The sequence below is a fragment of the Nocardia sp. NPDC049737 genome (genome assembly GCF_040674755.1).
Classification (GTDB): Bacteria; Actinomycetota; Actinomycetes; order Mycobacteriales; family Mycobacteriaceae; genus Nocardia.
On record NZ_JBFANH010000026.1, the window covers coordinates 85986 to 109230 of the forward strand.

A 23245-nucleotide genomic window follows, 5' to 3' on the forward strand; every position below is an offset into this window, starting at 1 on the left:
GACGTCGTCCGGCGACGAACGCGGCCCAGACGTTCATGACTTCTCGGCGGCGATCACCGACAGCAGTTCGGCCAGATCGGCTTCGGCTTTCGCCTTGTCGACGCCGAGAGCGGAAAGGATCCCCGAACCGTTCTCCTGTTCGAGCAGTGCGAGCAGAACATGTTCGGTTCCGATGTAGTTGTGTCCCAACCTAAGTGCCTCACGGAAGGTCAGTTCCAGCACCTTCTTGGTCTCGGCTCCGAACGGAATGAGCGCGGGCAAATTCGCAGGGTCGGCGGACCGCTGGGCGATGGCGGCTGTTGCCGCGTCCCGGACCGCATCGAGTTTTACCCCTTGGGCGATGATCTCCCGGGCCCCGAGGCCTTCCGGCTGGGACAGCAGGGCCAGCACCAGATGTCCGACGGCGATCTCCGGATGACCGGAGGTGCGTGCCGCTTCCTGGGAGGCCACCACCATCTTCCGTGCGCGCGGGGTGAACTTCGCGAAACCCGCACTGGGATCCATGGCCGCGGCTTCCGCCGGATCACCCGGCCCCTTCGGCACGAACCGCTTCTGCGCCGCCTGTTTGGTGACACCCATGCTCGCGCCGATATCGGTCCACGAGGCGCCGGAGCGGCGGGCCTGATCTACGAAGTGACCGATCAGATGATCGGCCACTTCGCCGAAATGCCCGGCCGTGACCACGGCATCAGAGAGTTGGTCGAGCACATTGTCCGGACGTGCCTTTTTGATGCCCTCGATCAGATCGTCGAGTCGTACGTTGATTGTCATGCGTCAACCATAAGTTGACGATCCGGTCTCGTCAACCAATAGTTGACGATATTCAGGGACGCGCCGCCGAGGACAGCCGACCGATCCCTGACAGCCTCGGATAATGACCCGCGTCACTCCCGCCCGATATGGGTCAGCTTCTCCGGGTTGACGATCAAGCGCAGCGCGGTCACCACATCCTCGAGGGTGTCCACACCGACCACCAGCGCGGGCTCCCCCGCCAATCGCACGACGACCGCGAGCGCGCCGTTGATCTCCTCCAGCGCCATCACCATCCCCGGCACTTCCCAGCGGAAAAGTCCGGCCACGTACCGCGCGACCGCGGGAGCTCCGACAATCGGCCGCCGCGCCGCGGTGACCTGACCGCCACCGTCCGCGGTCGAGACGACATCGGCCGCGAGCAGCCGCTCCAAGGCCTCGATATCGCCGACCCGCGCCGCCTTCAGGGAGCGTTCGATCAGTTCGCGGGCCTGATCGGCCGGAACATCGAAACGCGGCCGCCCCTCGCGCACCCGGATACCGGCCCGGCGGAAGATCTGCTGCGAATTGGCCTCCGACACCGCGAGCATGTCCGCGATCTCCCGGTGGGCGTATCCGAACGCCTCGCGCAGTACGAAAACCGCCCGCTCGATCGGGCTCAACCGCTCCAATGCCGTCAGCAGCGCCAGCGATACCAGCTCACGCTCCTCCACCGTCTCCAGCGGCCCGAGCTCACCGCGCGCGGTCGGCACCGGCTCGGGCAACCAGGGCCCGACGTAAGTCTCGCGGCGCGCCCGCGCCGAAACCAGCCAGGTGCGGCAGAGATTCACGACCGTGGTGGTCAGCCATGCCTCGACCGAACGAATCGTGCTGCGGTCGGTGCCATCCCAGCGCAGGTAGGTCTCCTGGACCGCCTCCTCGGCCTCGGACGCGGAGCCGAGCATCCGATAGGCGAGTGCGAACAGACGCGGGCGATGCGCCTGGAATTCGCGCAATCCGTCCGGTTCCACCGCCACCTTCTTCCGTGCTCGGCCGCCGAAGATGGCGGTACCGGTCGCGATCCTCCCGGCCTTCGAGAGTTCGCCGGCCGATCCGATGGTCCGGCCACCACCGAAAACCCGACCCAGATCGAATCCCCAGAATCCCAAACCACCAAGTGCCGCAACGCTGCTCATAACTGCAGCATTCCCGTGCGACCTAGATGATTCCTAAAGGAATACCTGGCAACCCGCAACGGCTCAGTGGTGCAGGTCGTCCAATCGATGTTCCTTACCCGGACTACGCAGCCGCAGGCGGCTCGCCCCGCGGATCACCGGACGCCGCAGCGCCGGCCGTCGCCGCTGTGCCCGCCGCTGCGCCCGCCGCTCGGACGGCTTGTGCTGCCAGGTTTCCGGACGCGCGGCCACCCAGCGCTGCGAATGCCAGGCGAACGGGATATGCCCGAGATACAGCGCGACCAGCACCAGCAGCAGCACGATCGGATAGGTGATCAGCGCCGCGGCCGCGAGCGCGGTCAGCACCAGCAGCCCGGCCGCAGCCTGCGGCGCCACCGATACCGACTTCATGGCCAGCGTCGGAATCGTGCTGACCGCCAATGCCGCCGCGAAGATCGTCCAGGCGGCGACCTCGTAGTAGCCGACCCACCAGCCGTCACCGAACTGCACGTACAGCCCGATCGGCACCAGCGCGATCAGCGCCGCCGCGGGAGCGGGCACGCCGACGAAATACTCGCGCGACCACTCCGGTCGAGTGTCGTCGTCGAGCAGGGTGTTGAACCTGGCCAGGCGCAGCACAATGCTCACCGCGAAAACCAGCGCGATGATCCAGCCCGCGCTGTTGCTGTCCAGCAGCGCGATGTAGATCACCAGACCGGGCGCGACACCGAAGGAGATGGCGTCGGAGAGCGAATCGAGTTCGGCGCCGATCTTGGTGGTGGCGTCGAGCATCCGGGCCAGCCGACCGTCGAGGGTGTCCAGTACGGCCGCCGCGCCCACCATCGCCAGAGCGATGTCGAGCTTGTCGTCCAGGGCGAATTTCACCGCGGACAATCCGGCGCACAGCGCCATGATTGTCACGATGCTCGGCAACAGCCGGATGGACCGGCGCCTTCGCTGCGGTGTGGGCAGGGCCTGCTCCATCATGAGTCGGTGGCAAGTACGGCCAGCACGGTCTCGCCCCCGATCGTGCGCTGTCCGGGTTCGACGAGTAGTTCGGTACCCGCCGGGAAGTACGTGTCGACCCGGGATCCGAAACGGATCAGGCCGTAGGTGTCGCCGATGGTCAGTTTGTCGCCGGCCTGCGCGTCACAGACGATGCGCCGCGCCAAGAGACCCGCGATCTGCACGACCACGAGCTGTGCGCCACCGGGGGTATCGATGACCATGCTGTTGCGCTCGTTCACCGCACTGGCCTCCGGCAGATCCGCCGAACGGAACTGACCGGATTGGTGCAGCACGGTGCGCACGGTGCCGGAGATGGGCGTGCGCTGCACGTGCACGTCGAGCACCGAAAGGAAGATGCTCACGCGCGGCATCGGCGCATCGCCGAGGCCCAGTTCGGCGGGCGGAGTCGCGGTATCGACCAGGGCGATCTCACCGTCGGCCGGTGCGACGACCACGCCCGCCCGATTCGGCGGCACCCGGTTCGGATGCCGGAAGAAGGTTGCGCAGGCCGCGGCGGCCAACAGCCCCGTGCGGCGCACCCACTTGCGCTTACCCCCGATTACCGCCACCGCGAGTGGAGCCGCGACGAAGGGCAGCCCGGCGGGATGCAGTGGGGGAATCGCGGCCCGGACCAGATCGACGACATGGCCGACTCCGGTCGTTTCGGGCGTGCCGGGCGGGGTGGGACGGCGTGCCACAGGCTCCTCTTTCGTGCTCGATGCAGACGGTTTGCGCCCCTCAACGATAGGTCCGGCGCAAGCGTTCACACCTTACGGGAACCGAGCCTGTGGCACTGCGGCGTTTGCGTCGGGCCCGGAGGAGGCAGCCCGTGTGACCACGGATGGCCCGCAAACGCCACAAATCCGACACAGTTGTCAGCTCATGGCTTTACGGCCGGTGAACAACCGCACCAGGAACAGCAGAATCACCGCGCCACCGAGGCAGGTGAAGAAGCTGAACCAGAGTCCGCCGCCCTCGACGTCCACGCCGAGCACCTTGAGCAGGAATCCGCCTAATAGGCCACCGACCACCCCGACCACGATGTTGAGTAGGATGCCCTGTTGCGCATCCGTCTTCATGATCTTGCTGGCGATCCAGCCGGCGAGACCGCCGATGATGATCCACCCGATTATCCCGAGTCCGAGCATGGTGTCCTCGAATCACTAGTTGGGTCAGCGCCGCACCACAGGGCGCGCTTCAGGGGTATACCCGCCAAATGTGAGAATACGCACTCCCAAGACGCGCGACTCGGGCTAATATGAGGGGGCCTCATGTCTACGGTGACGTAGGCGGCCGGCCGATGAGGGACTCATATCTTTGCTTTCGGGGTAGCACCCGGCGGCGCCGCCGCAGGTACATAGGAGACGCATCATGGCTGCTCGAATCGCCCAGACAACAGGGGCTGAGCACACGGCGATCCTCGGGCTCGGCGTTTACCGCCCCGCCCGAATCGTCACCAACGACGAGGTGGCCGGACCCATCGACTCGAGTGACGAGTGGATCCGCACCCGTTCCGGAATCAAAACGCGGCGCTTCGCCTCCAAGGAAGAGACGATTCACAGCATGAGCGTGGCGGCCTCCCGCGGCGCGCTGGAATCCGCGGGAGTCGAAGTCGATCAGGTCGACTGCGTCATCGTCGCCACCTCCACCCACCTGTTGCTGACTCCTGCGGCCGCGCCGCAGATCGCGACCGAGCTGGGCATGAACGGCACCGCGGCGTTCGATATTTCGGCCGGATGCGCGGGCTTCTGTCACGCGCTCGCGCTGGCCTCGGATCTGGTGCGTGCCGGAACCGCCGGACATGTGCTGGTGATCGGCGTCGAGAAGCTGACCAACACCATCAATCCGAAGGACCGTGCGACCGCCTTCCTGTTCGCCGACGGCGCGGGCGCGGTGGTGGTCGGACCATCCGAGGAGCAGCGCATCGGGCCGACGGTATGGGGGTCGGACGGCACCCAGCACCACGCGATCCGACAGGACAAGGACTGGATCGAATTCTTCGAAGAGATCGAGGAGAAGGGCCTGGACGCGGTGCGGCCCTACCTCGCCATGGAGGGTACGGCGGTATTCCGCTGGGCCGCACATTCATTGGAGAAGGTGTGCCGCGACGCCATCGATCGCGCGGGCCTATCCACCGACGACCTGGACGCGATGATCCCGCACCAGGCCAACGGCCGGATCATCGAGATCATGGCCCGGGTGCTCAAGCTGCCCGAGCACTGCGCACTCGCCAACGACATCGAGGAGACCGGAAATACCTCGGCCGCCTCGATTCCGCTGGCCATGGAGGCGCTGCTGCGCAAGGGTGAGTCGAAGCCGGGCGATACCGCGCTGCTGATCGCCTTCGGTGCCGGTCTGTCCTACGCCGCGCAGGTCGTGACGCTGCCCAACTGGCAGTAACCCAGCCCAGCCCCCGGTGACCTTCACCGTCTCGGTCCGCAACAACAACTGCCGCCTGCCTAGAGTCGACCTGCCGGGCAGTTACTTCTCGCATACCTTCGTGGTTGGGACGCGGCGTTTCGTGGGGTGAGTCGGTGCACGAAAGGTGTGCGAGGGCAACGATTGACGGGCCCTGCGATCAACACGACAGGGTGTTCCCGACGCTCGCGATACAACGGAGGCCTATGCGGCTGCCTCGACCGCGGACTTGATCTTGTCGAGCGTCACCTTCATCCCGCGCTCGAGCTCTTCCTCGAACAGCGCCTCGCCGCCCATCGCGGCATCGATGGACTTGCGGGAGAACCAGGTGGTGCCGTTGGGCACATCGCGGCGTTCGATCAGCCGGGTGCCGGTATCGGTCGGCTCCAGCGTGTAGCTCCAGATGCTGCGGTTCTCGTTGATCCGAAATGCGAAGGCCTGGTTGGGCTCATAGCGCACGATGCGCGCGGTGGTCGGCCAGTATTTCTTGCCGTCGGTATTGAGGTTGATCGTCCAGGTGCCCGCCTTCGGGGTGCCGAGCGCGAGCATCCGTACGCACTGCGGGCTGAACTCCGGCATCCGCTTGAGATCGGCGACAACGGCCCAGACCTGTTCCGGCGGTGCCGCGATCTCGATCGTGGCTTCGATATTTTTCGGCAACGTTGCCTCCGAGGAACTGTGTGAGGGATGTCCGTCTAGCACGACTTGTCGGTTCGGCAAACAGCCTAGTCGGCGGCTGTTGGAAGACAAATGTGTCACTTTTTCGCGATTTGTTCACCCGGCTTTGTAATGGCGCGCGCACAATGTCGGATAGACGAAGCATCAGACACTGCCACAAGCTTTTCCGTCAAGCGTGAGGTGATCGGCCGTGAAACTGCGCTCGCTCTTACATCGACGCCACCTGGATCAGGTTCCGCTGCTTCCCGCCATCGCACCCGAGACACCCGCAACTCGAGACATCTCCACGCCACGCTTCGCACACCCTATAGACGAACAACTCGAACGCCTGCTCACGCCCACCGAACTCGACCTGGTGCGCGATCATCGCGTTTGACGAGCGTTCCATACTCGATAGGTGACTGCATCCGCTGCTACGAAACCGGCCATCCTCAGTGTCGACGACGATCCGGGAGTTTCCCGCGCGGTCGTCCGCGACCTGCGCCGCCGTTATGGGGCCGAGTACCGGATTCTGCGCGCGGAGTCGGGCCCGGACGCGCTCGACGCACTGCGTGAGATGAAACTGCGCGGCCAACCGGTCGCGGTACTGATCGCCGATTATCGGATGCCGGGCATGGACGGCATCGAATTCCTCGAGCAGGCCATGGATCTGCACCCGTACGCGCGCCGCGTGCTGCTGACCGCCTACGCCGATACCAGCGCCGCGATCGATGCGATCAATGTCATCGACCTGGACCACTATCTGCTCAAACCGTGGGATCCGCCGGAGGAGAAGCTGTATCCCGTCCTCGACGGACTGCTCGAAGCCTGGCGCAGCAACGACCACAAACCCGTCACCGAGACCAAGGTGGTCGGTAACCGCTGGTCGCCGCGGTCGTCGGAGGTGCGCGAATTCCTGGCCCGCAATCAGCTGCCCTACCGCTGGTACCTGGCCGAGGAACCCGAAGGCGCACGGCTGCTCGAGGCCGCGGGTGCCGATCCCAATATCTGTCCGGTGGTGATCACACCTGGTGGGCAGGCGCTGGTGCAACCGAGCGACGGCGAACTGGCCGAAAGCGTCGGGCTCAACACCAATCCGACCGGTGACTTCTACGACCTGATCGTGGTCGGCGGTGGACCCGCCGGACTCGGCGCGGCCGTCTACGGCGCCTCCGAGGGCCTGCGCACGGTGCTAGTCGAGCGCACCGCGACCGGCGGCCAGGCGGGCCAGAGTTCGCGCATCGAGAACTATCTCGGCTTCCCGGACGGGCTGTCCGGCGCTCAGCTGGCCGATCGGGCGCGGCGGCAGGCCGCGAAATTCGGTGCCGAGGTGATCACCACACGCGAGGTGGTCGGGCTCGAGGTGAACGGGTCCGCGCGCACCGTGCGGTTCGCCGACGGCGGACGGCTCTGCGCGCACACGGTGATCATCGCGACGGGTGTGGACTACCGGCGTCATCCCGCACCCGGCGTGGACGATTTCACCGGGCGCGGTGTCTATTACGGCTCGGCCATGACCGAGGCCTCCGAATGCGCCGACCACGATGTCTACATTGTCGGCGGGGCGAATTCCGCGGGGCAGGCGGCAGTATTCCTGTCCCGCAACGCGCGCACGGTGCATCTGGTGGTCCGCGCGGATTCGCTGGAGAAATCCATGTCGCACTATCTGATCCAGCAGATCGGGCAGATACCGAATATCCGGGTGCACACCGATAGCGAAGTGATCGCCGCCGACGGCGACGATCACCTGCAGCAGATCGTGCTGCGCAACAACCGAACCGGCGCGGAAGAAAAAGCCGAGGCCGAACGGTTGTTCCTGTTCATCGGTGCCGCACCACAAACCGACTGGCTCGATGGCGTGGTCAAGCGGGACGAGGCGGGCTATGTGCTCGCCGGTCCCGACCTGCTCGTCGACGGAACCAGACCCGCGGGCTGGGAGCTACCCAGACCGCCGCATCACCTGGAGACCAACGTCCCCGGCGTTTTCGTCGCGGGTGACGTGCACGCCGACTCGGCGAAGCGGGTCGCCTCGGCGGTCGGCGAGGGTGCGATGGCGGTCATGCTCGTGCATCGGTACCTGGCGTGATAGGAGGCTGGACCATGAATTCGAAGGAGACAGCGGATCGCAGCAGTCATCTGGTCTGCGATCCGGCGGAGCTGCGCAGCCTCTTTCTGTTCGAGAAGCTCACCGACGAACAGCTGGAGCTGCTGTGCGCCCATGGCCGCATCGAGATCATCGAAACGGGACTGGTCTTCCGGGAGGGCGATCCGGCCACCTGCTTCTACGTGATGATCGAGGGCGAGGTGCAGCTCACCAAGCTCTCCGGCGGCGCGGAGATCGAGACGACGCGCACCGACTACCGCGGCGCGTACGCGGGCGCGTGGACCGCCTACCTCGGCGACAAGGTCGACCAGACCTACAACGGCTCGATGTATGTGACTCGCAGGTCGCGGTTCTTCGTGCTCGACGCAGGCAGTTTCGCGCGCATGATGCACGACTGGTTCCCGATGGCCGTGCACCTGCTCGAGGGCGCGTTCTTCGGCAACCGCAAGAGCAACGAGCGGATCGCCCAGCGCGAACGCCTGCTGGCGCTCGGTTCGTTGTCGGCTGGTCTAACCCATGAGCTGAACAACCCGGCCGCCGCCGCCGTGCGCGCCACGTCCGGGCTGCGCGATCGGGTCGCCGGCATGCGGCACAAGTTGGCCATGATGGCGCAGGGCAAGTTCGACACCGCGTCCCTGGAGGCGCTGGTGCGTCTGCAGGAGGAGGCCGCAGCCCAGGTCGCGAAGGCCCCGGAGCTGACGACACTGGAGGCCTCCGAGCGCGAGGACATCCTCAGCGAATGGCTGGAGGATCACGGCATAGCGGACGGCTGGAACCTGGCCCCGAATTTCGTGCAGGCGGGTTTCGATGTGGACTGGCTGGAACGGGTTTCGGCTACCCTCGAGGGCTGCCCCGACCAGGTGTTCCAGGGCGCGATCCGATGGCTGAACTACACCATCGAGACCGAACTGCTGATGAACGAGATCGCCGATTCGACCACCCGCATCTCCACCCTGATCGGTGCGGCCAAACAGTATTCGCAGATGGATCGGGCACCGTTCCAGGTGGTCGACATCCACGAACTGCTCGACAGCACACTGGTGATGCTGAGCCGCAAACTCGGCGACGGCGTCGAGGTGGTCAAGGAGTACGACCGGACACTGCCCGAAGTGCCCTGCTACGCGGCGGAATTGAATCAGGTGTGGACCAACCTGATCGATAACGCGGTGTACGCGATGAACGGCCAGGGCAAGCTCACCATCGGCACCAGGCACGAAAACGATTGCGCCGTCATCGAGATCGGCGACACCGGTCCCGGCGTCCCGGCCGAGGTGCGCAGCCGCATCTTCGAACCATTCTTCACCACTAAGCCGGTGGGCGAGGGAACCGGTCTGGGCCTGGACATTTCGTTCCGGATCGTGGTGAATAAGCACCACGGCGATATCCAGCTCGATTCCGAGCCGGGCAATACCAGATTCACGGTCTGGCTCCCGCTGCATCCTCCCGAGGACATGCCGGAGTCCGGCGACCGTTCCGAAGCCGATGCAGGAGGTCAGTCATGACACAGGAGTTGGAAGGTATCGATCCCGCGGTCGCGCCGAGCGGTTCGGGTTGTCTGGAATGTGAAGCGGCCCAGGGCTGGTGGGTGCATCTGCGGCGCTGTGCGCAGTGCGGGCATATCGGCTGCTGCGACACCTCGCCGGAGCAGCACGCCTCCAAGCACGCCAAGGACACCGGACATCCGTTCATACAGAGCTTTGAGCCGGGCGAGGATTGGTTCTTCGACTTCCGCTCCGATGAGATGTACAGCGGCGGACCGGAACTCGCACCGCCGACGCATCATCCGGTGGACCAGCCGGTGCCCGGGCCGCGCGGTCGAGTGCCCGCCGATTGGCAGAGCCGCATCCACTGACCATCAGGGATCGTTTGGCAGAACGCAACGAAAGGCCCGCACCGCACTGTGGGCTCCATGACAGCCGAACGATCTCACCCGGTACCCTGCTCCGGACGCGCCGGAGACTCCGGCGCCGCGAGTTACCGGGGAACGCACGTGATCAAGCGAGTTACCGCCATCGTCCTGGCCACCGGGGCGGTGGCCGTCGCGCTGGCCGGATGTGGCAGTTCGGACGATTCCAGCTCCGACGCGAACGGTCTGCGCAAGGGCGCGACAGGCACCAGTACGCCTGCGAGCACCACGTCCGCGACCAGCGCCGCACCGACCACGGCCGCCGACGCACCGACCACCACCAAGACCACGGCGAACTACCCCTCGCTGGGCCCGGCCTCGAGCACCACCTGCGGTGAATTCAAGAAGTTGGACAGCACCGAGGAGAAGTCGCTGATCGAGAAGGTGCTCGCGGAGAATCCGGGCAGCGAGTTCGAGGGCAGCCCGAATGTCGCCCTCGGCACCGCCAAACTCGTTTGCCTGGCCCCCAGCTACGTCGATACTCCGGTCGCGGTGGCCGCCGGGATCGTCGAAAAGGACAAATAGGCTCGCGCTGCTCGGTCGCAGCACCAGCCGCCGCATGCACACAGAACGCGCGTACGCAGCGGGCAGGCGCTGCGTACGCGCGTTCTATTCAAGAGGTTCACGGCCGCGCGGGTGCGCAGGCGGGAATCACCTACGCACCCTCACGGAGTCGCTCCGTCGGATCAGGGCTGACCGGTGGCGAACGCGATCACGGCGTCGAGGAACTCCTGGCCGCCCATGACATATCCGCCGATCAGCGCACCGGCCGGGATGCTGATGATCCACAGGAAGGGGATGAAAGCCCCGATAACGGCACCGATAACGATGCCCGGCAGGTTCTTGTTGACCTGCTCCATGAGCCGGTCGTAGGAGCTGATGTCCTTCAGCCCGGCAATGTCCTTCAACTTCGCGGTGTCCGTCGGGGTCATCGTCGAAGTCAGCGCGAGGGTGTGGCCGTCCGCGCTGATCTGCTGGCTCACCGCGATCGGAAGTCCCGCGACCTCGGAGTGCAGCGGCACCTGGTCCACCGTCGCGCCGTCGTTGGACTTCAGCAGCACTGCGGCACCGTCCGAGGCGAGCTCGAACCGGCCGCTGTCAACTGCCCAGGTGATGGACTTATCAGTTGGGGAAACCGTTGTGTGGTAGTTGATTCCGTGTGCAACACCAGAAGTCACGCCCCCCTGGGTCACTGCCGCCGGCTGGTCAGTCGCCACGGCGGGCTGCCCATTGGCGGTAGCCGCGGTAATCCCCACCGCGGTGACAGCCATAAAGACAGCAGTAGTGATCTTTCCGAACTTCATTTCTTGAATTCCCTCCACTTTGTTGTCCCGCCCGACAAGGGGCAGGACCCGAACGTTAGCGTGCGGAATTCGTTGTCGCACATTGGGGTTCGTCAATCATGAAATCGTGACAATTGCCGAAGTTTAGCTATGCACAGTTCCGCGGATCGAGCGCTACCACCGGATCCTCGGCGCGGGCGGGCGCGCGGGCATCATCACCGCACTCACTCTCGATGCGGTCGATATCGATTTCTGATGCGGTCGGGCCGCATGATGGATGCCCTGCATTTGCTCGAGCCGAGCTTCGAACTCCGCAACAGTCGCCCGTTATATCGCAAGTGAGCGGTAGGCCCCGGTCGATCCGCGGTGGCGGTGTCATTGGCCGAGGCCGGTGAGATCGACTCGGACACGCGTACCAATCTCCGGCGCTAAATTACTGGTCAGAGCGCACTGCCGCGATTGCACGTCCGATCGGCGATATCGACGACGATCCAAGGCCGTTTTCGGTTCCGTGATTACATTCACAATTTCGGATGCCAGCCGGAAATAGCGGATCGGGGCACTCGCCATCGAGGATTTTCCGCTTATCTGCGAACTATCCGACGGTCCGCCGACCAACGAGGGCCGGACGCGGGCAGAATGACACAGTGGCAGAACTCGCGCTCACCGCACGACTGAATCCCTCCGCCGCAGATGCCAGGCGCGGAGTGGTCCGGTTACATCCGGAGGCACTGACCGCGCTCGGCCTGCGGGAATGGGACGGAATCGCACTGGTCGGGGCACGACGCACCGCCGCGGTGGTCGGGAAGGCTCCAGCTGGCACACCGGCCGGTGTGGCACTACTCGATGACGTGACATTGTCCAACGCGGGGCTGCGTGAGGACGCGAATGTCGTGGTCTCCCCCGCGACCGTGTACGGCGCCAAGCAGATCTCGGTGAGCGGTTCGGTGCATGCCACCAGGACCATTCCGGCGGCGACGCTGCGGCAGGCGCTGCTGGGCAAGGTGGTCACGGTCGGTGACGCGGTATCGCTGCTGCCCCGCGACCTCGGCCCGGATATCAGCTCTTCGGCTGCCACCCAAGCCCTTTCGCGCACCTTCGGCATCGCGTGGACCACCGAGTTACTGACCGTCACCGCGACCGATCCCGGTCGCGCTCCGGTGAGCGTGCAGCCGAATACCGCGGTGGTCTGGGGCGCGAGTGCGGTGGCGGCCCGGGTTTCCGCCGATCGGGCGGCGGCCGGGTTGCCGGTCCCGGCGGGTGAGGCCGCGCGTGGGGCCACCGAGGCCGCGGCGCTGGCCGCGACCAATGGGACGGGCGCGGGCTGGACCGCGACCGTCGGCGAGTCGGCCATTCCGGTCGAGGATCTGGCGGGTGCGCACGGGCAGGCCACGAAACTCCAGGAGTGGCTCAGCCTGGCACTCGACGAACCGGAATTGCTGAAGGCCCTCGGCGCCACACCACACCTCGGCGTGTTGATCACCGGCCCGGCCGGAGTCGGCAAAGCCACGCTGGCGCGTGCGGTGGCCGCGCCACGGCGCATTGTCGAACTGGATGGCCCGACGGTCGGCGCGGCCGAAAGCGGTGCGCGGTTGCGCGAGGTCGCGGCCGCAGTATCCGAAATCGGTTGCGGGCGAGGCGGAATCCTGCTCGTCACAGATATCGACGCACTGCTGCCTGCACCGGCTGAACCGGTCGCCACGCTGATCCTGGACCAGTTGCGCGCCGCGATCGCCGAACCCTGCGTGGCACTCCTGGCGACCACGGCACATCCGGCCGGTATCGATCCACGGCTGCGCGCGCCCGATCTCTGCGATCGCGAACTCGCACTCGCGCTGCCGACCGCCGCCGTACGCAAGGCTCTGCTCGAGCAGCTGTTGCGCAAGGTACCGACCAAGGATCTGAAGATAGATGAAATCGCCTCGCGCACACCCGGATTCGTGGTGTCGGATCTGGCCGCGCTGTGCCGCGAGGCGGCACTGCGCGCGGCTTTGCGGGCCAGTAAACAACAGTCGGAACCGGAGCTGACCCAACCCGACCTGCTCGGTGCCACCGAGGTGATCCGGCCGCTATCGCGTTCCGGGACCGAGGAACTCGCGATCGGCAGCCTCAGCCTCGATGACGTCGGGGACATGGTCGAAACCAAAGAGGCACTCACCGAAACCGTGCTCTGGCCGCTGCGCCATCCGGATTCGTTCGCCCGCCTCGGCATTCATCCACCGCGCGGCGTACTGCTCTACGGCCCGCCGGGCTGCGGTAAGACCTTCCTGATCCGCGCACTGGCCGGGACCGGTCAGCTCAGCGTGCATGCGGTCAAAGGCGCCGAATTGATGGACAAATGGGTCGGCGCCTCCGAGCGCGCGGTGCGCGAATTGTTCCAGCGCGCACGCGATTCCGCGCCTTCGCTGATCTTTCTGGACGAGGTGGACGCGCTGGCGCCGCGCCGCGGTCGCAACAGTGACTCCGGCGTCGGTGACCGCGTGGTCGCGGCACTGCTGACCGAACTCGACGGCGTGGAACCGCTGCGCGATGTGGTCGTGCTCGGTGCGACCAACCGTCCGGAGCTGATCGATCCCGCACTGCTTCGCCCCGGCAGGTTGGAACGGCTGATCTTCGTGCCGCCACCGGATGGCGACGCCCGACTGGAAATCCTGCGGGCCGCCGGGAAGTCGGTACCACTGGCCGCCGATGTCGACCTGGCCGCGCTCGCCGCCGATCTGGACGGCTATTCCGCAGCCGATTGCAGTGCGCTGCTGCGCGAGGCCGCATTGACCGCGATGCGCCGGGATATGGACGCCGCCGACGTCACCGCCGGGGATGTCGCGGCGGCCAGGGCGGTGGTGCGGCCGTCGCTGGATGCCGAGCAGGTCGAGTCGCTGCGCCGGTACGCCGAAAGTCGCCGATAGCCGATTGAAGCAATCGTCCGGTAATTGCTGTCTTCCTGCATTTTCCGCAGATCCGACATATTCGGGCAATTTGGGCGCAATCATCGGATCCCGCGTCGAGCGCGAGTAAGTTCGACGAGGTGCGCAAGATCGGCAATGCGATCGATACGATCACGGCCTTCTTCGGGGCCGCGGTCGCGGGCACCGCACTGTTCCTACCGATCAGCTTCAGTTGGACCGCCGACAGTTCGCCGTATCGGTTGGCCAGCCTGAACAACAGCGTCCCGCGCGGCGCCGCGACCGGGGTGATCGTCGCGGTGGCCGTCGCGGTGATGGTCATCACCTTCCACAAGCCGCTGGTGGCATGGGCGGCGGCACTATTCGGCGCGATCGCAATGGACATCAATCACATTGCCGGACGCCATGTCTCCTCAGCCGACCTGCTGACCACCCAGAACTATCTGGATTCGATTCTGGCCGGTGTGCTGCTCGGTGCGTTGGGTGCGGCGGTGCGGCGCCGATCGGGTCCGGCGGTCGGATTCGCGATCGGCGCCGCGGGCTTTTTCGTCTTCGGTGATCTCGCGGAACTATTGGAGATCTCCGAAGACAATCCGTACGCGGTGCTCGAGACGCCGCCACGCTGGCTCGTCAGTGTTGCCGTGGTGCTGCTGATCGTCAGTACGCTGCGCAATCGGTCCAAGGCCGAGGAATCGAAGCCGCCGCGGATCGCCGTCGAACTTCCGGTCACGCCGATCCTGGCCTCGATGGTGCTGGCACTGGTGATCCTGGCCATCACCGAATGGCTGGCGCGCCAGTATCAACATGCGCCGAACGTCAGTCATGCGGTCGAAATCGGGATGGCGGTCGCCGCGACGGTCATCGCCGCCACCGCCGCGGCCATGTTGCTACCCGCGCGCGACGGCACCGGGGTGTATCTGGCGGTGGCTCTGGTCGCCGCCGCCGAGGCGATCGGCGGGGATCCGCGGCCCGGGTGGAGCATCGCCGCGTTGATCGCGGTCACCGCCGTCGGACTGCTCATCGGGATTCGCCTGCCCTCGACCTTCATCGCCATCTCGCTGATCACCGGACTCGCGGTATTCGCCCTGGTGAAACCCACCCACGACCATGGCTACGTGACCGCGGCGGGCAGTGCGGCACTGGCACTGACAGCCGGTTACTGCTGTGGCACCGCGCGTCCCCGATACGCACCGAGCGGGGTGCTCGCCCTCTCCGCGCTGTATCTGCCGTCGATCATCACCGCATTGCCGCACGACACCGCCGAATGGCCGCTGAACGGGGGTGCCGACCATCAAGCCCTGGCCGGCCGGACCGCGCTCGCGATAGCCTGCGGTTCGGCCCTCGGGTTGGTAGTGCTGCGCCGATTCCGACCGCGCAGCCGACCCAGGCCGGGGCAATCCGTCGACGAGGAAACGTTAGCGGACATATAGCCCATCCGCGCGGAGATGGCATACGCCATATTCGCTCGGCCGACGAAAGTCGCAGGCTCCAAGTAAGGTCATTCGGTATCACCCCGCCGCAACTACCCGACGGAGTGCAGTTTGCTCGGAATCCTGCTCGCGCTCGTGATAGCCGCACTCGCGGCACCGCTGTGCGTGCGGGCGTTGGGGCGCAACGGTTTCTACGTACTCGCACTCGTCCCGTTCGGCTGTCTCGGCTGGGTGATCGCGAATTGGGGTAGCACACAGCGGGTTCGAGTCGCTTGGGCGCCGAGCATCGACATGAATATCGAGCTGCGCTTCGATTCGCTCGCCGCCCTCATGTCCGCGCTGGTGCTCGGCATCGGCGCGGTGATTCTGGCTTATTGCGCACGGTATTTCGAGAACGACGAACCGCGGCTGCCGGTGTTCGCGGCCCAGTTGGTCGCCTTCGCCGGGGCCATGTTCGGCCTGGTCACCAGCGATAATATGTTGCTGCTGTTCGTCTTCTGGGAAATGACGACAGTGTTGTCGTTCCTGCTGGTCGGCCACAATGCCGAACAGGCGGTGAGCAGGCGGGCGGCGATCCAGGCGCTATTGGTGACCGGTGCGGGCGGGCTGGCGATGCTGGTCGGGATCGTCATCCTCGGTCAGGTGAGCGGCAGTTATCTGCTGTCGGATCTGCTCGCGGGGCCGCCTTCGGGCATCGCGGTGGATGTCGCGGTGGTGCTGCTGCTGGTCGGGGCGTTGAGCAAATCGGCAATCGTGCCGCTGCACTTCTGGCTGCCGGGTGCGATGGCGGCGCCGACACCGGTGAGCGCGTATCTGCATGCGGCGGCCATGGTGAAGGCGGGTGTCTATCTGGTGGCGCGGCTGGCGCCGGTATTCGCGGAAAGCCCAGCCTGGCATCCGCTGATCCTCACGCTCGGTATGGCGTCGATGCTGCTCGCCGGGTTGCGGTCATTGCAGGTGACGGATCTGAAGCTGGTGCTCGCCTTCGGGACGGTGAGCCAGTTGGGGTTGCTGATCATGCTGGTCGGGCTCGGTACACCGGATGCGGCACTGGCCGGTTCAGCCTTGATCGTGGCGCATGCGCTGTTCAAGGCGTGTTTGTTCATGGTGGTCGGGATCATCGACCACGGGGCCGGTACGCGGGACCTGCGGGAGTTGTCCGGGCTGGGGCGGCGGGCGCCGGTGCTGTGCGGTGTCGCGGTGTTGGCGGCGCTCAGTATGGCCGGGATTGCGCCGCTGCTCGGGTTCGTGGGCAAGGAAAGTGCGCTGGCCGCGGTGTTGGATGCGGATGTCCTTGCCGCACCGGCTAAGGCCGCGTTGGCCGTCGGTGTAGTGCTCGGATCCATGCTGACCGTTGGCTACAGCATTCGGTTCATTTGGGGAGCTTTTGCGGATCGAGAGGTGCTATCCAGTGGTGAGCACGTGCGCCCTGCGGAGCACGGTTATTCGGAAAATGGCCATTGGCGTGCGCCGGGAGCGCTGTTCACGGCGGCGCCCGCCTTGCTCGCGGTTGGGGGCTTGATCGCGGGTCTCGGCGCGACATGGCTGGACGAACTACTCACCCCCTACGCGAAAACCCTGCCCGGCGTACTCGATTCGCATCTCGCACTCTGGCACGGCTTCAATGTCGCGCTGACGCTGACGATCCTGATCATCATCGCGGGCATTGTGGTGTTCGGGCTGCGTGGTCGTATCGGCGAATCCGCGACCATGCTCGGCAATGCCGACCGTGCCTACGACGCCACCCTACGGGCCATGGACCGGCTGTCGCTACGAATGACGGGCGCGGTGCAGCGTGGTTCGCTGCCGCTGAGTCAGGCGGCGATTCTGGTGACCTTGATCCTGCTGCCGACCGTACTGCTCGCGATCGGCACCCGCACCGGAGTTCGCCTGCGCCTGTGGGATTCGCCATCTCAGCTCGTCATCGGCACGATCATGGCCGTCATGGCACTGGCCTCGACGGTGCTGCGCAACCGGTTGGCCAGTGTGCTCGTCGTCGGCGTCACCGGTTACGGCTGCGGTGTGATCTTCGCGATGCACGGTGCGCCGGATCTTGCGCTGACCCAATTCCTGATCGAGACACTGACTTTGGTGATCTTCGTGCTGGTGCTGCGGGCCTTCCCCGCCGAAATCGACGAAAGTCGCACCGCCGCATTCAAAGTGCGGCGGGCGATTCTGTCCGCACTGGTGGGTGCGACGGTCGCGGTGCTGGCCGCCTTCGCCGTCGCCGCCCGCTCCACCGAACCCATCTGGCACCTGATCCCCGATGCCGCATACACATTCGGCGGCGGTAAGAACGCCGTCAATGTTCTGTTGGTCGATATCCGAGCATGGGACACCCTCGGCGAGATCTCGGTGCTTGTCGTGGCCGCGACCGGGGTGGCATCGCTGGTATTCCGCAGCCGCCGTTTCGGCAGCGCCCCGCGTGCGGCGGACTCCCCGAACTACGATCCGGACCTGATCAGCTGGTTGCCCGCCGGGCGGCTGGTGGACCGGCGCGACCGATCGATGGTCCTGCAGGTCACCACCCGACTGGTCTTCCCGACCATCATGGTGCTGTCGGTGTACTTCTTCTTCTCCGGCCACAATGCGCCGGGCGGCGGTTTCGCGGGCGGACTGACCGCCGGACTCGCACTGACGCTGCGCTATCTCGCCGGCGGCCCCTATGAACTCGGCGAGGCGCTGCCCGTGGATGCGGGGCATTTGCTCGGCGGCGGGTTGACGCTGGCCGCCGGAACCGCGAGCACCTCACTGCTATTCGGCGCGCCGCCGCTGTCGTCGGCGATTGTCGAAGTGACGCTGCCGGTGATCGGGCACATCAAGGTGGTCACCGCACTGTTCTTCGATCTCGGTGTCTATCTCATCGTGGTCGGGCTGGTCCTGGACGTGCTGCGCAGCCTCGGCGCGCGCCTGGACAGCGAGCTGGCCACCGACGAGGACGAATCCGCCTCGTTACGTGGAGGTTCCCAGTGAGTGCGAATCTGACCCTGCTGATCCTGATCGGGATTCACGTCGCGTGCGGTGTCTATCTGATCCTCGAACGCGCGGTCTCGAAAATGCTGCTCGGCATGATCCTGTTCGGCAATGCGGTGAATCTGCTGATCCTTACAGTCGGCGGACGGGACGGTCGGCCACCCATCCGGGGCGAGGGCGAGGATACGGCCGATCCGCTCGCCCAGGCCATGGTGCTCACCGCGATCGTGATCACCATGGGTCTTGCGGCCTTCGTGCTCGCCCTCGCCTACCGCTCCTACATCCTCACCACCACCGACACCGTGCACAACGACCCGGAAGATGCCGAGGTCGCCGCCCGGCGTGAGAGAGAGGATCCGGAGGATTGAGTGTGCTGACCGCGCTCGCACCGCTACCGGTCCTGGTGCCCTTGCTCGGGGCGGCGGGCACGCTGGTGTTCGGACGGCAGCCGCGCATCCAGCGCTTCGTCATGCTGTTGGTGCTGTCGGTCGTGGTGGGCATCTGCGGGGTGCTGCTGTATCTGGTCGATCGCGACGGCACCACCGCGCTGCAGGTCGGCGGGTGGGGTACACCGATCGGCATCACGCTGGTGGTTGATCGACTATCCGCGGCCATGCTGCTCGTCTCGGCGATCGTGCTGCTCGCGGTCTCGATCTACGGTGCGGGCCAGAACATTCGCGACGGTGACGACCGCCAGCCGACCTCGATCTATCGCCCGACGTATCTCGTACTCACCGCGGGTGTTTCGGCCGCATTCCTGGCCGGTGATCTGTTCAACCTGTTCGTCGGCTTCGAAATTCTGCTCGCCGCATCGTTCGTACTGCTCACCGTCGGCGCTACCGCGGACCGGATCCGGGCCGGTATCGCGTATGTGATGGTCTCGATGGTGTCGTCGCTCATCTTCCTGACCGGTATCGCGCTGGCCTACGCGGCCACCGGAACACTGAACCTGGCGCAGCTGGCGGTGCGAATGGGCCAGGTGCCCAATGGTATTCGGATGGCCATCTACGCGGTGCTGTTGGTGGCCTTCGGCATAAAGGCGGCGGTCTTTCCGCTGTCGAACTGGCTGCCCGACTCCTACCCCACCGCACCCGCGCCCGTGACCGCGGTTTTCGCGGGCCTGCTGACGAAAGTCGGTGTGTACGCGATCATCCGGACGCACTCCCTGCTGTTCCCGGACGGCGGATTCGACGATGTGCTGCTGGTCTGTGGTCTGCTCACCATGGTGGTCGGAATCTTCGGTGCGATCGCGCAGAGCGATATCCGACGCCTGCTGTCGTTCACCCTGGTGAGCCACATCGGCTACATGGTGTTCGGTATCGGACTCTCCACCGCCGCGGGTCTTTCCGGCGCGGTTTTCTATGTGGCGCACCACATTCTGGTGCAGACGGCGCTGTTCCTGGTGGTCGGACTGATCGAGCGGCAGGCGGGATCGGTATCACTGCGACGATTGGGCGGTTTGGCAGCGGCCAGTCCGCTGCTGGCGATCCTGTTCCTGGTGCCCGCCTTGAATCTCGGTGGTATACCTCCGTTCTCGGGATTCATCGGCAAGGTCGCACTGCTGCAGGCGGGTGCGGCGGCCGGCAGTGTACTGGCCTGGGTGCTGGTCGCGGGTTCGGTGGTGACCAGCCTGCTGACGCTGTACGCCATGGCGCGGGTGTGGAGCAAGGCATTCTGGCGGCCGCGCGTCGAGGCGCCGGAGGGACATCTCACGGCGGCGAAACCACCGACGCTGGTGGAGGATTCGACCGATGTGCGCTATGACGAACGCACCGATCCGGGGCGCATGCCAGTGCTGATGGTCGGCTCGACGGCGGCGCTGGTGGTGGTCGGTCTGTGCCTGACGGTATTCGCCGGTCCGATTCTGCGCATCGCGGACCGCGCCGCCGACGATCTGAGCAATCCCGCGGTGTATGTCGGTGCGGTGCTCGGCAATTCGTACGCCGGGGCGAAGGGAACCATCCGATGAGCACCGTCCGTCGACTTGTCCCGACTCGATCGACCGCCGTGCGCATCGGCGTGCTGTTGTGGCTGACGGCGGTGTGGTCGACGCTCTGGGGCGAAGTCAGTGTGGGCAATGTGCTGGCCGGTCTCGTCGTCGGCGCGCTGATCATGCTGACCTTGCCGCTGCCGCGCGTTCCGGTATCCGGGCGCATACATCCGCTGTCGCTGATCGAATTGGTCGTCGTCGGTTCGTATTACGCGCTGGAATCCAGTCTGCAGGTGGCCTGGTTCGCGATCCGTCCGGCAGCACCGCCGGCCTCCGGCGTGCTGCGGGTGAATCTGAATATGCGATCGGATCTGGTGCTGGTGTTGTGCGCCGATGTACTCAATCTGATTCCGGGCACCATGGTGTTGGAGATCGACCGGCAGCGCTGCGTCTTCTATGTGCACGTCCTGGACGTGGGCAGCGAGAAGGCGGTTGCCACGTTCTATCGAACCACCAGGCGGCTGGAGCGGCTGCTCATCTCATCGTTCGAGCGCCCCACCGAATGGCGTTCGGCCCGAACAACTCCGGAGGTGGACCCGTGAGCGAGCGTAGCGAGGGAACCAATAACACAGCACCGCCGGTCACGGCGGAACCGAGCGCCGGCGAGGTGCAGACGTGATCGTTGTCGCGATTGTGGCCGGCATCATGCTGATGGCCGCCGCCGTGATCGTCAGCTATCGCATCCTGGCCGGGCCGAGCATCCAGGACCGCGTTGTCGGCATCGACTCGCTGATGGCCATTGCCGCCTCCGGCCTGGCGGTCTGGGCCGCATACAGCGACGACACCACGGTCGTGCCCGCGATCGTCGCGTTGGCACTGGTCGGCTTCCTCGGCTCCGCCGCGGTCTCCCGATTCCACATCCGGGACGACACATGAATCTGTGGCACGTGGCCTCCGGGGTCCTCATCCTGAGCGGCGCGACACTCGCGCTGACCGCATCGATTGCCATCGTGCGCTTTCCGGACACGCTCTCGCGCATGCACGCCGCCACCAAACCCCAGGTGGTCGGCCTGATCCTGGTTCTGGAGGGTGCGGCGATCCAATTGCGCGGCCACGGCAATATCGGGCTGCTGTTGCTGGTCGGGCTGTTCACTCTGCTCACCGCGCCGGTGATCGCGCATCTGATCGGCCGGACGGCATATCGGGAGCAGCGCTACCGTGACGGGCTGTTGCGGGTGAACGAGTTTCGCGACGATACGTTGTGAGCCGAGGGACCTCGGGGGCGGTCGGCCCTGCCCTGAGCGCCCATTCTCGCGCCGAATCCGCGGGAGCTCAGGCTATCGAGCCGCGCCGACGGGAGTCTCTTGCGCCGCGACCACCGGAGCCCCGGCAAACCACGTCGCATGGAACGCCGCAGCCATCGCGGCCAGCAGCGCGAGCACGGCCGTCCCGGCCAACACCGGATACTCGGCCATCGGAACAGCGAGATAGCGGAACGAAAGCAACAGCGCGCCGAGGATCACCGCGCCCAACAGCACCAGCCGCACCCGGAACCATCCCCAGCCGCGCTCGGGAGCGCGCAGCGCGGACTCGATCGTCAGGCACAACACCGCACCGGCCACCAGATCGACGCCATAGTGGTAGCCGAAGCCCAGCGTCGCCGTCAGCGTGGCGGCCAACCAGAACGCGCCGAGGCAGCGCAGCCAAAGCGGAGCACGCGAACCATCGGCGTCCCTGCGAGTGTGCAGAAAGACCGACAGCGCCCAAGCCGTATGCATGGAAGGCACGCAGTTGCGTGGCGTGAAGGAATCGAACGGCAGCGGTGCCGGATTGCGATCGATCGGCGGGACGACACCGGGCCAGAAATTGCCGACCTGCATACTGTGGCCGTCCGGACCGAAGGCGAACATCGGGCCGACCACCGGGAAGATCACGTAGATGACCGGGCCGATCAGTCCGAGCACCAGGAAGGTGCGCACCAGATAGTGGGTCGGCCATATACCGGTCGATACCACCCGACGCAGCTGCCACACCGCGACGACGATCGCCGCCACCGGCAACTCGATGTAAACCCAGTGCAGCACCGCGTAGACGGCTGGTCCGAGCGCATCCACCACGCGACCCATCACCCAGGACGGATCACCGAGCGCGTGATCGGCCAGCGCCACATAGATGTCGTAGACCTGTGGCCGGCTGACGACCGTAACGTGCAGCCACACATCACCGACCTTGGTGGCCAGTACCAGCAATGCGCCCAGCGCGGCGGCGTGCAGCGCATTGCGTCGATCCACCCCGTTCCAGCGGAATCCGGCGATCAGCGCCAGACCGGTGAGCACGAGCGTCGGCCCATTGCCGATTGCGAACGACTCGCCGCTCAGCAGTCGAACACTCGCCCACACCACGTCGATACCCGCCGCCGTGCCGACCGCGATTATCCTGCGGCGCTTGGAGATTCCGACCAGCGCAAGTATGAGTCCGGCCCACGGCACCGACATGGACTTGGGTGTGCCGACATAGTCGTGCCACAGACTGCCGAGCGGCCCCTCGAAATCGTGCCCGATCGAACCCACCTGTAGGGCGATGAGCAGTACCGGCACCGCCGCGATCGCGGCTGCCGTCCAGATCCGCGAACGCGGCGCGCGCGCCCGCTCGGTATTCGATTTGCGGCGCTCCCGGGTCCCGCCGTGGTGACGCTCCGCTACCGCCTCCGGGCCCGTCGCTCGCGCCGC

Annotated in this window: 22 protein-coding genes; 14 read left to right on the top strand and 8 right to left on the bottom strand. The window is 65.9% G+C overall.

What is annotated here, in order from left to right; genetic code table 11:
- Positions 1–33: 33 nt before the first annotated feature.
- The 5 genes from AB0J47_RS30370 to AB0J47_RS30390 all read right to left on the bottom strand — a co-directional run bounded on the left by AB0J47_RS30370 (position 34) and on the right by AB0J47_RS30390 (position 4060).
- Positions 34–771: a Clp protease N-terminal domain-containing protein gene (locus AB0J47_RS30370; RefSeq protein ID WP_364353640.1), complete on the bottom strand. Its 738-nt coding sequence runs from the start codon at positions 769–771 to the stop codon at positions 34–36.
- Between the two features lie 113 nt (positions 772–884).
- The gene (locus AB0J47_RS30375) at positions 885–1925 is read right to left on the bottom strand and encodes an RNA polymerase sigma-70 factor (RefSeq protein WP_364353644.1); all 1041 of its coding nucleotides are present in this window, start codon (positions 1923–1925) and stop codon (positions 885–887) included.
- A gap of 63 nt (positions 1926–1988) precedes the next feature.
- On the bottom strand, positions 1989–2891 hold the full coding sequence (locus tag AB0J47_RS30380; RefSeq protein WP_364353647.1) for a phosphatidylcholine/phosphatidylserine synthase: 903 nt from the start codon (positions 2889–2891) through the stop codon (positions 1989–1991).
- Positions 2888–3610 (bottom strand): phosphatidylserine decarboxylase, encoded by a 723-nt coding sequence (locus AB0J47_RS30385; protein ID WP_364353650.1) that lies wholly within the window; start codon positions 3608–3610, stop codon positions 2888–2890. Before AB0J47_RS30385 ends, AB0J47_RS30380 begins: the two co-directional genes overlap by 4 nt.
- Positions 3611–3787: 177 nt before the next feature.
- Positions 3788–4060 (bottom strand): GlsB/YeaQ/YmgE family stress response membrane protein, encoded by a 273-nt coding sequence (locus tag AB0J47_RS30390; protein WP_364353653.1) that lies wholly within the window; start codon positions 4058–4060, stop codon positions 3788–3790.
- Between the two features lie 223 nt (positions 4061–4283).
- On the opposite strand from AB0J47_RS30390, the gene AB0J47_RS30395 reads away from it, so the two are divergent.
- The gene (locus tag AB0J47_RS30395) at positions 4284–5312 is read left to right on the top strand and encodes a beta-ketoacyl-ACP synthase III (RefSeq protein WP_364353656.1); all 1029 of its coding nucleotides are present in this window, start codon (positions 4284–4286) and stop codon (positions 5310–5312) included.
- Positions 5313–5534: 222 nt separating this feature from the next.
- Here the strand turns inward: AB0J47_RS30395 and AB0J47_RS30400 are convergent, their stop codons facing one another.
- Positions 5535–5990 carry an SRPBCC family protein gene (locus AB0J47_RS30400; protein WP_364353659.1) on the bottom strand — a complete coding sequence of 152 codons (456 nt, stop codon included), beginning with the start codon at positions 5988–5990 and terminating at the stop codon, positions 5535–5537.
- Between the two features lie 208 nt (positions 5991–6198).
- Here AB0J47_RS30400 and AB0J47_RS30405 point away from each other — a divergent pair, with 208 nt between their 5' ends.
- The 5 genes from AB0J47_RS30405 (at position 6199) to AB0J47_RS30425 (ending at position 10522) form a co-directional block, all read left to right on the top strand.
- Positions 6199–6384, top strand: coding sequence for a hypothetical protein (locus AB0J47_RS30405; RefSeq protein WP_364353662.1), 186 nt, complete (start codon positions 6199–6201; stop codon positions 6382–6384).
- A gap of 21 nt (positions 6385–6405) precedes the next feature.
- Positions 6406–8073 carry an FAD-dependent oxidoreductase gene (locus tag AB0J47_RS30410; protein WP_364353665.1) on the top strand — a complete coding sequence of 556 codons (1668 nt, stop codon included), beginning with the start codon at positions 6406–6408 and terminating at the stop codon, positions 8071–8073.
- A 14-nt stretch (positions 8074–8087) separates the two neighbouring features.
- Positions 8088–9593 carry an ATP-binding protein gene (locus tag AB0J47_RS30415; protein WP_364353668.1) on the top strand — a complete coding sequence of 502 codons (1506 nt, stop codon included), beginning with the start codon at positions 8088–8090 and terminating at the stop codon, positions 9591–9593.
- On the top strand, positions 9590–9943 hold the full coding sequence (locus tag AB0J47_RS30420) for a UBP-type zinc finger domain-containing protein (RefSeq protein ID WP_364353671.1): 354 nt from the start codon (positions 9590–9592) through the stop codon (positions 9941–9943). The genes AB0J47_RS30415 and AB0J47_RS30420 overlap by 4 nt, the downstream gene beginning before the upstream one ends.
- Positions 9944–10081: 138 nt before the next feature.
- Positions 10082–10522, top strand: a complete 441-nt coding sequence (locus AB0J47_RS30425) for a hypothetical protein (protein ID WP_364353674.1) — start codon at positions 10082–10084, stop codon at positions 10520–10522.
- Between the two features lie 161 nt (positions 10523–10683).
- Here the strand turns inward: AB0J47_RS30425 and AB0J47_RS30430 are convergent, their stop codons facing one another.
- Positions 10684–11175 (bottom strand): hypothetical protein, encoded by a 492-nt coding sequence (locus AB0J47_RS30430; RefSeq protein ID WP_364353677.1) that lies wholly within the window; start codon positions 11173–11175, stop codon positions 10684–10686.
- 752 nt (positions 11176–11927) lie between these two features.
- Here AB0J47_RS30430 and AB0J47_RS30435 point away from each other — a divergent pair.
- The 8 genes from AB0J47_RS30435 to mnhG all read left to right on the top strand — a co-directional run bounded on the left by AB0J47_RS30435 (position 11928) and on the right by mnhG (position 21781).
- Positions 11928–14186, top strand: a complete 2259-nt coding sequence (locus tag AB0J47_RS30435; protein ID WP_364353680.1) for an AAA family ATPase — start codon at positions 11928–11930, stop codon at positions 14184–14186.
- Positions 14187–14305: 119 nt separating this feature from the next.
- The gene (locus tag AB0J47_RS30440) at positions 14306–15613 is read left to right on the top strand and encodes a hypothetical protein (protein WP_364353683.1); all 1308 of its coding nucleotides are present in this window, start codon (positions 14306–14308) and stop codon (positions 15611–15613) included.
- A 111-nt stretch (positions 15614–15724) separates the two neighbouring features.
- A complete protein-coding gene (locus AB0J47_RS30445; RefSeq protein ID WP_364353686.1) occupies positions 15725–18586 on the top strand; it encodes a Na+/H+ antiporter subunit A in 2862 nt (953 codons plus the stop codon).
- Positions 18583–18954 carry a Na(+)/H(+) antiporter subunit C gene (locus tag AB0J47_RS30450; RefSeq protein ID WP_364353689.1) on the top strand — a complete coding sequence of 124 codons (372 nt, stop codon included), beginning with the start codon at positions 18583–18585 and terminating at the stop codon, positions 18952–18954. The genes AB0J47_RS30445 and AB0J47_RS30450 overlap by 4 nt, the downstream gene beginning before the upstream one ends.
- Positions 18951–20555, top strand: a complete 1605-nt coding sequence (locus AB0J47_RS30455; protein WP_364353692.1) for a Na+/H+ antiporter subunit D — start codon at positions 18951–18953, stop codon at positions 20553–20555. The genes AB0J47_RS30450 and AB0J47_RS30455 overlap by 4 nt, the downstream gene beginning before the upstream one ends.
- On the top strand, positions 20552–21118 hold the full coding sequence (locus tag AB0J47_RS30460; RefSeq protein ID WP_364353695.1) for a Na+/H+ antiporter subunit E: 567 nt from the start codon (positions 20552–20554) through the stop codon (positions 21116–21118). Before AB0J47_RS30455 ends, AB0J47_RS30460 begins: the two co-directional genes overlap by 4 nt.
- A 73-nt stretch (positions 21119–21191) precedes the next feature.
- Complete coding sequence (locus tag AB0J47_RS30465) at positions 21192–21452, top strand: monovalent cation/H+ antiporter complex subunit F (RefSeq protein ID WP_364353698.1); 261 nt, start codon at positions 21192–21194, stop codon at positions 21450–21452.
- A complete protein-coding gene (gene mnhG / locus AB0J47_RS30470) occupies positions 21449–21781 on the top strand; it encodes a monovalent cation/H(+) antiporter subunit G (protein ID WP_364353701.1) in 333 nt (110 codons plus the stop codon). Before AB0J47_RS30465 ends, mnhG begins: the two co-directional genes overlap by 4 nt.
- A 72-nt stretch (positions 21782–21853) precedes the next feature.
- On the opposite strand, the gene AB0J47_RS30475 is transcribed toward mnhG, so the two are convergent.
- The gene (locus AB0J47_RS30475) at positions 21854–23140 is read right to left on the bottom strand and encodes a DUF5933 domain-containing protein (protein WP_364353852.1); all 1287 of its coding nucleotides are present in this window, start codon (positions 23138–23140) and stop codon (positions 21854–21856) included.
- Positions 23141–23245 lie beyond the last annotated feature (105 nt).